This window comes from Escherichia sp. E14V7 (genome assembly GCF_004212225.1).
GTDB lineage: Bacteria > Pseudomonadota > Gammaproteobacteria > Enterobacterales > Enterobacteriaceae > Escherichia.
Window position 1 is genome coordinate 80,623 of record NZ_RHJJ01000012.1, and the last position, 9,606, is coordinate 90,228.

9 protein-coding genes are annotated in these 9,606 nt (G+C 51.3%); all 9 read left to right on the forward strand.

Annotated elements, in window-relative coordinates:
• The first annotated feature begins 92 nt into the window (after positions 1 to 92).
• The 9 genes from ndk to D9741_RS14015 all read left to right on the forward strand — a co-directional run bounded on the left by ndk (position 93) and on the right by D9741_RS14015 (position 9,348).
• The gene (gene ndk, locus D9741_RS13975) at positions 93 to 524 is read left to right on the forward strand and encodes a nucleoside-diphosphate kinase (RefSeq protein WP_000963835.1); all 432 of its coding nucleotides are present in this window, start codon (positions 93 to 95) and stop codon (positions 522 to 524) included.
• Between the two features lie 149 nt (positions 525 to 673).
• Positions 674 to 1,828, forward strand: coding sequence for a bifunctional tRNA (adenosine(37)-C2)-methyltransferase TrmG/ribosomal RNA large subunit methyltransferase RlmN (locus tag D9741_RS13980; RefSeq protein WP_130207500.1), 1,155 nt, complete (start codon positions 674 to 676; stop codon positions 1,826 to 1,828).
• A gap of 284 nt (positions 1,829 to 2,112) precedes the next feature.
• Positions 2,113 to 3,123: a cytoskeleton protein RodZ gene (gene rodZ / locus D9741_RS13985; protein WP_130214615.1), complete on the forward strand. Its 1,011-nt coding sequence runs from the start codon at positions 2,113 to 2,115 to the stop codon at positions 3,121 to 3,123.
• Between the two features lie 26 nt (positions 3,124 to 3,149).
• Positions 3,150 to 4,268, forward strand: a complete 1,119-nt coding sequence (gene ispG / locus D9741_RS13990) for a flavodoxin-dependent (E)-4-hydroxy-3-methylbut-2-enyl-diphosphate synthase (protein ID WP_000551807.1) — start codon at positions 3,150 to 3,152, stop codon at positions 4,266 to 4,268.
• Positions 4,269 to 4,378: 110 nt separating this feature from the next.
• Positions 4,379 to 5,653: a histidine--tRNA ligase gene (gene hisS, locus D9741_RS13995; RefSeq protein ID WP_130214613.1), complete on the forward strand. Its 1,275-nt coding sequence runs from the start codon at positions 4,379 to 4,381 to the stop codon at positions 5,651 to 5,653.
• Positions 5,654 to 5,670: 17 nt separating this feature from the next.
• Positions 5,671 to 6,291, forward strand: a complete 621-nt coding sequence (gene yfgM / locus D9741_RS14000; protein ID WP_130214611.1) for an ancillary SecYEG translocon subunit YfgM — start codon at positions 5,671 to 5,673, stop codon at positions 6,289 to 6,291.
• 10 nt (positions 6,292 to 6,301) lie between these two features.
• Positions 6,302 to 7,480 carry an outer membrane protein assembly factor BamB gene (gene bamB / locus D9741_RS14005; RefSeq protein WP_130214609.1) on the forward strand — a complete coding sequence of 393 codons (1,179 nt, stop codon included), beginning with the start codon at positions 6,302 to 6,304 and terminating at the stop codon, positions 7,478 to 7,480.
• Between the two features lie 117 nt (positions 7,481 to 7,597).
• Complete coding sequence (gene der / locus D9741_RS14010; protein ID WP_032281443.1) at positions 7,598 to 9,070, forward strand: ribosome biogenesis GTPase Der; 1,473 nt, start codon at positions 7,598 to 7,600, stop codon at positions 9,068 to 9,070.
• A gap of 62 nt (positions 9,071 to 9,132) precedes the next feature.
• The gene (locus D9741_RS14015) at positions 9,133 to 9,348 is read left to right on the forward strand and encodes a zinc ribbon domain-containing protein (RefSeq protein WP_130214607.1); all 216 of its coding nucleotides are present in this window, start codon (positions 9,133 to 9,135) and stop codon (positions 9,346 to 9,348) included.
• Positions 9,349 to 9,606: the final 258 nt, after the last annotated feature.

Consider the following 9,606-nt stretch of genomic DNA (forward strand, 5'->3'; position numbering starts at 1 on the left):
TCATCAATAGTCAACGGCCCTGTAGCTCATTATAATCCGCGCCATCTCGTACGCTGGTACAGACAACAACAGAATAATTTACAGAGGTAAAAATGGCTATTGAACGTACTTTTTCCATCATCAAACCGAATGCGGTAGCAAAAAACGTTATTGGTAATATCTTTGCGCGCTTTGAAGCTGCTGGATTCAAAATTGTCGGCACCAAAATGCTGCACCTGACCGTTGAACAGGCTCGTGGCTTTTATGCTGAACACGATGGAAAACCGTTCTTTGATGGTCTGGTTGAGTTCATGACCTCTGGCCCGATCGTGGTTTCCGTACTGGAAGGTGAAAACGCCGTTCAGCGTCACCGCGATCTGCTGGGCGCGACCAATCCGGCAAACGCACTGGCCGGTACTCTGCGCGCTGATTACGCTGACAGCCTGACCGAAAACGGTACCCACGGTTCTGATTCCGTCGAATCTGCCGCTCGCGAAATCGCCTTCTTCTTCGGTGAAGGCGAAGTGTGTCCGCGCACACGTTAATATTTTCGTAAATGCCGCGTGCAAACGTGGCATCCATGCGCCAGAATTTGTACAATGCAGCGCCCCCGGACGAGCAGTAGCTCACCGGGGCGTTTCTTTTTTCAACCCTCCAGGGGCCATAACGTGTAATAACGAGGCCGGAATAGCATATGTCTGAACAATTAGTCACACCTGAAAACGTCACCACGAAAGATGGAAAAATCAACCTGCTGGATCTCAACCGTCAGCAGATGCGGGAGTTTTTTAAAGATTTAGGTGAAAAACCCTTCCGCGCCGATCAGGTGATGAAGTGGATGTATCACTATTGCTGCGACAACTTTGATGAGATGACCGACATCAACAAAGTGTTGCGCGGCAAACTGAAAGAGGTGGCGGAGATCCGCGCACCGGAAGTGGTTGAAGAACAGCGTTCATCTGACGGCACCATTAAATGGGCAATTGCCGTGGGCGATCAGCGCGTAGAAACGGTGTACATTCCGGAAGACGACCGCGCCACACTTTGCGTCTCCTCGCAGGTTGGCTGTGCGCTGGAGTGTAAATTCTGTTCCACTGCCCAGCAAGGTTTCAACCGTAACCTGCGGGTGTCGGAAATTATCGGCCAGGTGTGGCGTGCGGCGAAAATCGTCGGCGCAGCAAAAGTCACCGGTCAGCGTCCGATCACTAACGTAGTGATGATGGGCATGGGCGAGCCGCTGCTCAACCTGAACAATGTCGTTCCGGCGATGGAAATCATGCTCGACGACTTTGGCTTTGGCTTGTCTAAACGTCGCGTGACGCTCTCTACATCGGGTGTTGTTCCGGCACTGGATAAACTGGGCGATATGATTGACGTTGCGCTGGCAATCTCTCTGCATGCGCCGAACGACGAAATTCGTGACGAAATTGTACCGATCAACAAAAAGTACAATATCGAAACTTTCCTCGCTGCGGTGCGCCGTTATCTGGAAAAGTCCAATGCCAATCAGGGCCGCGTCACCATTGAATACGTGATGCTTGACCATGTTAACGACGGTACTGAGCACGCGCATCAACTGGCGGAGCTGCTGAAAGATACGCCGTGTAAGATCAACCTGATTCCGTGGAACCCGTTCCCGGGCGCGCCGTATGGCCGCAGTTCGAACAGTCGTATCGATCGCTTCTCAAAAGTGTTGATGAGCTATGGGTTCACAACCATCGTGCGTAAAACGCGTGGGGATGATATCGATGCAGCCTGCGGGCAATTAGCGGGCGAGGTTATCGACCGTACTAAACGTACCCTGCGCAAACGGATGCAGGGAGAAGCCATCGACGTGAAAACGGTTTGATGTCTCTTGCGCCACGGTTACTTTTTGTACCGTGGCGTAATCTTTTATGAATATAGCATTAAGTTGCAATTGTCTGATCAATATTAACGGTGCGTTTTTGCTGACTTTAAGGCAGTATGTAACGATGCAACAGTGAGTTAGCTTTGATTCATGTGGGCTTTGTCATGAGCACACAGACAGTCTTATACTGTATGATAAAGGTTAACTTAATGGATGTCTCGCGGTGTGGGTGAGTATGATGACTCACCGGCATCTCAATTCTCATTTAAACGTACCTGCAGCGAATGAATACTGAAGCCACGCACGACCAAAATGAAGCACTTACTACCGGCGCTCGCTTGCGTAATGCCCGCGAACAACTTGGACTTAGCCAGCAAGCCGTTGCCGAACGACTTTGTCTGAAGGTTTCCACGGTACGCGATATTGAAGAGGATAAGGCGCCAGCCGACCTTGCATCAACATTCCTGCGCGGGTATATCCGGTCTTATGCACGACTGGTGCATATTCCGGAAGAAGAACTGCTGCCGGGGCTGGAAAAACAGGCTCCGTTACGGGCCGCAAAAGTTGCGCCCATGCAGAGTTTCTCTCTCGGCAAGCGACGTAAAAAACGCGATGGCTGGCTGATGACCTTCACCTGGCTGGTGTTATTCGTGGTGATTGGACTGAGCGGTGCCTGGTGGTGGCAAGATCACAAAGCCCAGCAGGAAGAGATCACGACTATGGCCGATCAGACCACAGCGGAACTGAACGGTAATAGCGACCAGGCGCAGAGCGTGCCGTTAGATACCTCCTCAAATGCTAGTCAGAGTGACTCCACCACGACGTCAGCACCTGCGGATACTACCGCTGCAAACACGCAAACGTCAGACGTGACCACCCCAGCACCTGCCGTTGAACCACAGCAGAACGCAGTTGTTCCGCCTTCGCAGGCGAATGTGGATACCGCTGCTACGACCGCGCCAACTGCAACGACGCCAGATGCTGCTGCACCACTGCCAACCGATCAGGCTGGTGTAACAACACCAGCGGCTGACCCGAATGCGCTGGTCATGAACTTTACTGCCGATTGCTGGCTGGAAGTCACCGATTCTACCGGCAAAAAACTGTTCAGCGGGATGCAGCGTAAAGGCGGTAACTTGAATTTAGCCGGTCAGGCGCCGTACAAACTGAAAATTGGTGCGCCAGCCGCAGTACAGATCCAGTATCAAGGGAAACCTGTCGATCTGAGTCGTTTTATCAGAACTAACCAGGTTGCGCGTCTGACCCTAAATGCCGAACAATCACCGGCGCAGTAACAGACGGGTAACGCGGGAGATTTTGCATGCATAACCAGGCTCCAATTCAACGTAGAAAATCAACACGTATTTACGTTGGGAATGTGCCGATTGGCGATGGAGCTCCCATCGCCGTACAGTCCATGACTAATACGCGCACGACGGACGTCGAAGCGACGGTCAATCAAATCAAGGCGCTGGAACGTGTTGGTGCCGATATCGTCCGTGTTTCAGTACCGACGATGGACGCGGCAGAAGCGTTCAAACTCATCAAACAGCAGGTTAACGTACCGCTGGTGGCCGACATCCACTTTGACTATCGCATTGCGCTGAAAGTGGCGGAATACGGCGTCGATTGTCTGCGCATTAACCCAGGCAATATCGGTAATGAAGAGCGTATTCGCATGGTGGTTGACTGTGCGCGCGATAAAAACATTCCGATCCGTATTGGCGTTAACGCCGGATCGCTGGAAAAAGATCTGCAAGAAAAGTATGGCGAACCGACGCCGCAGGCGTTGCTTGAGTCTGCCATGCGTCATGTTGATCATCTTGATCGTCTTAACTTCGATCAGTTTAAAGTCAGTGTCAAAGCGTCAGACGTTTTCCTGGCAGTAGAATCGTATCGTCTGCTGGCAAAACAGATCGATCAGCCGCTGCATCTTGGGATCACCGAAGCTGGCGGCGCACGCAGTGGGGCGGTGAAATCTGCCATCGGTTTAGGTCTGTTGCTGTCTGAAGGTATTGGTGACACGCTGCGCGTTTCGCTGGCTGCCGATCCGGTTGAAGAGATCAAAGTCGGTTTCGATATCCTTAAATCGCTGCGAATCCGTTCGCGCGGGATCAACTTCATCGCCTGCCCGACCTGTTCTCGTCAGGAGTTTGACGTCATTGGTACGGTTAACGCACTTGAGCAGCGTCTGGAAGATATCATTACCCCGATGGACGTTTCGATCATTGGTTGCGTGGTGAATGGCCCTGGTGAGGCACTGGTTTCTACACTCGGCGTCACGGGCGGTAACAAGAAAAGCGGCCTTTATGAAGATGGCGTGCGCAAAGACCGTCTGGACAACAATGACATGATCGATCAGCTGGAAGCGCGTATTCGTGCGAAAGCCAGTCAGCTGGACGAAGCGCGTCGAATTGACGTTCAGCAGGTTGAAAAATAATAACGTGATGGGAAGCGCCTCGCTTCCCGTGTATGATTGAACCCGCATAGCTCCCGAAACATTGACGGAAGCGTTGAGGGTTCATTTTTATATTCAGAAAGAGAATAAACGTGGCAAAAAACATTCAAGCCATTCGCGGCATGAACGATTACCTGCCTGGCGAAACTGCCATTTGGCAGCGCATTGAAGGCACACTGAAAAACGTGCTCGGCAGCTACGGTTACAGTGAAATCCGCTTGCCGATTGTAGAGCAGACCCCGCTATTCAAACGTGCGATTGGTGAAGTCACCGACGTGGTTGAAAAAGAGATGTACACCTTTGAGGATCGCAATGGCGACAGCCTGACTTTGCGCCCTGAAGGGACGGCGGGCTGTGTACGCGCCGGCATCGAGCATGGTCTTCTGTACAATCAGGAACAGCGTCTGTGGTATATCGGGCCGATGTTCCGCCATGAGCGTCCGCAAAAAGGCCGTTATCGTCAATTCCATCAGCTAGGTTGTGAAGTCTTCGGTCTGCAGGGGCCGGATATTGACGCCGAACTGATCATGCTCACCGCCCGCTGGTGGCGTGCGCTGGGTATCTCTGAACACGTTACCCTCGAGCTGAACTCAATCGGTTCACTGGAAGCGCGAGCGAACTACCGCGATGCACTGGTGGCATTCCTCGAACAGCATAAAGAAAAGCTGGACGAAGACTGCAAACGCCGCATGTACACCAACCCGCTGCGCGTGCTGGATTCCAAAAATCCGGAAGTGCAGGCGTTACTCAATGACGCTCCGGCGTTAGGCGATTATCTTGACGAGGAGTCTCGCGAGCATTTTGCTGGTCTGTGCAAACTGCTGGAGAGCGCAGGTATTGCCTACACCGTCAACCAGCGTTTGGTGCGTGGTCTGGATTACTACAATCGTACCGTTTTCGAATGGGTGACTAACAGCCTCGGTTCCCAGGGAACCGTGTGCGCAGGCGGTCGTTATGACGGTCTGGTGGAACAGCTGGGTGGCCGTGCAACACCGGCAGTAGGTTTTGCGATGGGCCTCGAACGTCTTGTATTGTTAGTTCAGGCAGTTAATCCGGAATTTAAAGCCGATCCCGTTGTCGATATATACCTGGTGGCTTCAGGCACCGATACACAATCTGCGGCGCTGGCATTAGCTGAGTGTCTGCGTGATGAATTACCGGGTGTGAAATTGATGACCAACCACGGCGGCGGCAACTTTAAGAAACAGTTTGCCCGTGCTGATAAATGGGGCGCACGCGTTGCTGTGGTGCTGGGTGAGTCCGAAGTGGCCAACGGCACGGCAGTAGTGAAGGATTTGCGCTCTGGTGAGCAAACGGCAGTTGCGCAGGATAGCGTAGCCGCGCATTTGCGCACGTTACTGGGTTAAGGAAGGAGAAGGACAGCGTGGAAATTTACGAGAACGAAAACGACCAGGTTGAAGCGGTTAAACGCTTTTTTGCTGAAAATGGCAAAGCACTGGCTGTTGGGGTGATTTTGGGCGTTGGCGCACTGATTGGCTGGCGCTACTGGAACAGCCATCAGGTTGATTCCGCACGCTCCACTTCTCTTGCCTATCACAATGCGGTTACCGCAGTTAGCGAAGGCAAACCAGACAGCATTCCGGCGGCGGAAAAATTCGCTGCTGAAAATAAAAATACTTATGGCGCGCTGGCTTCTTTGGAACTTGCGCAGCAATTTGTTGACAAAAATGAACTAGAGAAAGCTGCCGCCCAATTGCAACAAGGGTTGGCGGACACGAGCGATGAAAATCTCAAAGCCGTGATAAATCTGCGTCTTGCCCGAGTTCAGGTGCAGCTCAAGCAGGCTGATGCCGCGCTGAAAACCCTTGAAACCATTAAAGGTGAAGGGTGGGCTGCCATTGTTGCCGACCTGCGTGGTGAAGCATTGCTGAGCAAAGGTGATAAGCAAGGTGCGCGTAGTGCATGGGAAGCAGGCGTGAAAAGCGATGCTACCCCGGCACTGAGCGAAATGATGCAGATGAAAATTAATAATTTGTCCATCTGAGAGGGACCCGATGCAATTGCGTAAATTACTGCTGCCAGGACTGCTTTCCGTTACTCTTTTAAGCGGCTGTTCGCTGTTTAACAGCGAAGAAGATGTGGTAAAGATGTCCCCATTGCCGACCGTTGAAAACCAGTTTACGCCGACCACGGCGTGGAGCACCTCTGTTGGTAGCGGTATTGGCAACTTCTATTCTAATCTTCATCCGGCACTGGCGGACAACGTTGTCTATGCAGCGGATCGCGCTGGTTTAGTAAAAGCGATGAATGCGGATGACGGCAAAGAAATCTGGTCTGTCAGTCTGGCCGAGAAAGATGGCTGGTTGTCTAAAGAGCCGGCATTGCTTTCTGGCGGCGTGACCGTAGCAGGTGGTCATGTTTACATTGGCAGCGAAAAGGCGCAGGTTTACGCGCTGAATACCAGTGATGGTACTGTAGCATGGCAAACTAAAGTCGCGGGTGAAGCACTTTCTCGCCCAGTGGTTAGCGATGGTCTGGTACTTATCCACACCAGTAATGGTCAGTTGCAAGCGCTGAACGAAGCAGACGGTGCTGTTAAATGGACAGTTAACCTTGATATGCCTTCGCTCTCTTTGCGTGGCGAATCTGCGCCAGCCACAGCGTTTGGCGCAGCAGTCGTTGGTGGTGATAATGGCCGCGTCAGTGCAGTACTGATGCAACAGGGCCAGATGATTTGGCAACAGCGTATCTCCCAGGCGACCGGCTCGACTGAAATCGACCGTCTGAGCGATGTTGACACAACTCCGGTAATCATTAACGGCGTTGTTTTTGCACTGGCCTATAATGGTAACCTGACGGCGCTTGATCTGCGCAGCGGTCAGATTATGTGGAAACGCGAACTGGGTTCGGTGAATGATTTCATCGTCGACGGTAACCGTATCTATCTGGTCGATCAAAATGACCGGGTGATGGCGTTGACCATTGATGGCGGCGTTACGCTGTGGACGCAAAGCGATCTGTTGCATCGCCTGCTGACTTCTCCGGTGCTGTATAATGGCAACCTGGTGGTGGGTGACAGTGAAGGCTATCTGCACTGGATTAATGTGGAAGATGGACGTTTCGTTGCCCAACAAAAAGTTGATAGCTCCGGTTTCCAGACTGACCCGGTTGCCGCTGATGGCAAACTGCTGATCCAGGCAAAAGACGGGACCGTGTACTCCATTACACGTTAATCGTCTCTGTCGTTCACTTTGAAAACGGCTCCTGGACAGGGGCCGTTTTCCTGTTTTTAACAACGACGCAAAAAAAGCGATCGTTGTCTGATGATTTATAAAAATGAGGCTTTAAACATGGTACCTGTGGTCGCGCTTGTCGGGCGCCCTAACGTAGGAAAATCCACGTTATTTAACCGTCTAACTCGCACCCGAGATGCGCTGGTTGCGGATTTCCCGGGTCTGACTCGTGACCGTAAGTACGGTCGTGCAGAAATTGAAGGCCGCGAGTTTATCTGTATTGATACCGGCGGTATTGACGGTACGGAAGACGGTGTTGAAACCCGCATGGCGGAACAGTCGCTGCTGGCGATTGAAGAAGCAGACGTTGTACTGTTTATGGTTGATGCGCGTGCTGGCCTGATGCCGGCAGATGAAGCTATTGCCAAGCACCTGCGCTCCCGAGAAAAACCTACCTTCCTGGTGGCAAACAAAACTGATGGTTTAGATCCAGACCAGGCAGTTGTTGATTTCTATTCGCTCGGTTTAGGCGAAATCTACCCAATTGCCGCGTCTCATGGTCGTGGCGTATTAAGCCTGCTGGAGCACGTCCTTCTGCCGTGGATGGAAGATCTCGCGCCGCAAGAAGAAGTGGACGAAGACGCAGAATACTGGGCGCAATTTGAAGCGCAAGAGAACGGCGAAGAGGAAGAGGAAGACGACTTCGATCCTCAAAGTCTGCCGATCAAACTGGCGATTGTGGGGCGTCCGAACGTCGGTAAGTCTACGCTCACTAACCGTATTCTCGGTGAAGAACGCGTTGTGGTTTACGACATGCCAGGCACAACGCGTGACAGTATCTACATTCCAATGGAACGTGACGGACGTGAGTATGTACTCATTGACACCGCAGGCGTACGTAAACGCGGCAAAATCACCGATGCGGTAGAGAAGTTCTCAGTAATCAAAACGTTGCAGGCAATTGAAGATGCCAACGTGGTGATGCTGGTCATTGATGCACGCGAAGGTATTTCCGATCAGGATCTCTCCCTGCTGGGCTTTATTCTCAATAGTGGGCGCTCACTTGTGATTGTGGTGAACAAGTGGGATGGCCTGAGCCAGGAAGTGAAAGAGCAGGTGAAAGAGACGCTGGACTTCCGTCTGGGCTTTATCGATTTTGCTCGCGTGCACTTTATTTCTGCATTGCACGGCAGTGGTGTTGGTAACCTCTTTGAATCAGTGCGTGAAGCGTATGACAGCTCTACCCGTCGCGTGGGTACGTCTATGCTGACACGAATCATGACCATGGCTGTTGAAGATCACCAGCCGCCGCTGGTTCGCGGGCGTCGCGTGAAGCTGAAATATGCCCACGCTGGTGGTTATAACCCGCCGATTGTGGTGATTCACGGTAACCAGGTGAAAGACCTGCCGGATTCCTACAAGCGTTATCTGATGAACTATTTCCGCAAGTCTCTGGATGTGATGGGGACGCCGATTCGTATTCAGTTCAAAGAAGGGGAAAACCCATATGCGAACAAGCGTAACACCCTGACGCCGACCCAGATGCGCAAGCGTAAGCGCCTGATGAAGCATATCAAGAAAAGTAAGTAATTACTTATCTGGTTTCCCTTTCCATATGGAAAGGGAAACCCATGAAAATATGAGGATCATTTATGGAACTCAGCTGCCCAGTCTGCCAAAACCCTCTCGAACGTCAAGGCGAGACGGCTCACTGCGTAACTTGCGACAAAGATTTCACCGTCCAGGCACTTTGCCCTGACTGCCACCAACCGTTACAGGTGTTAAAAGCGTGTGGTGCGGTGGATTATTTCTGCCAGCATGGTCACGGTTTAATTTCTAAAACCCGTATTGAATTTGTCATTTCTTAATATCACTGGAATATATGGTTTCGCATCATATATTCCTAATATAAATATTATAATATCCTCTCTATTAGATTAACGACTAATTAAAAATGAGCAAAGTCTCATTGTTATAACTTTAAGACTATGTTTAGCACTTCTGGTGTGCAGTTGCTGCGTTATCTGGAATACAATATTAGACATTATTTTAGAATTAAATTCCCACAGGGAAAAACATGTTGCAATGGATCCGCTATATAACACTAATATTTATCTCCGGTGCTG

Excerpts from the sequence above, each read along its gene's own strand:
- ndk (WP_000963835.1), top strand. The coding sequence starts at position 93 with ATGGCTATTGAACGTACTTTTTCCATCATCAAACCGAATGCGGTAGCA.
- D9741_RS13980 (WP_130207500.1), top strand. The coding sequence starts at position 674 with ATGTCTGAACAATTAGTCACACCTGAAAACGTCACCACGAAAGATGGA.
- rodZ (WP_130214615.1), top strand. The coding sequence starts at position 2,113 with ATGAATACTGAAGCCACGCACGACCAAAATGAAGCACTTACTACCGGC.
- ispG (WP_000551807.1), top strand. The coding sequence starts at position 3,150 with ATGCATAACCAGGCTCCAATTCAACGTAGAAAATCAACACGTATTTAC.
- bamB (WP_130214609.1), top strand. The coding sequence starts at position 6,302 with ATGCAATTGCGTAAATTACTGCTGCCAGGACTGCTTTCCGTTACTCTT.
- der (WP_032281443.1), top strand. The coding sequence starts at position 7,598 with ATGGTACCTGTGGTCGCGCTTGTCGGGCGCCCTAACGTAGGAAAATCC.
- D9741_RS14015 (WP_130214607.1), top strand. The coding sequence starts at position 9,133 with ATGGAACTCAGCTGCCCAGTCTGCCAAAACCCTCTCGAACGTCAAGGC.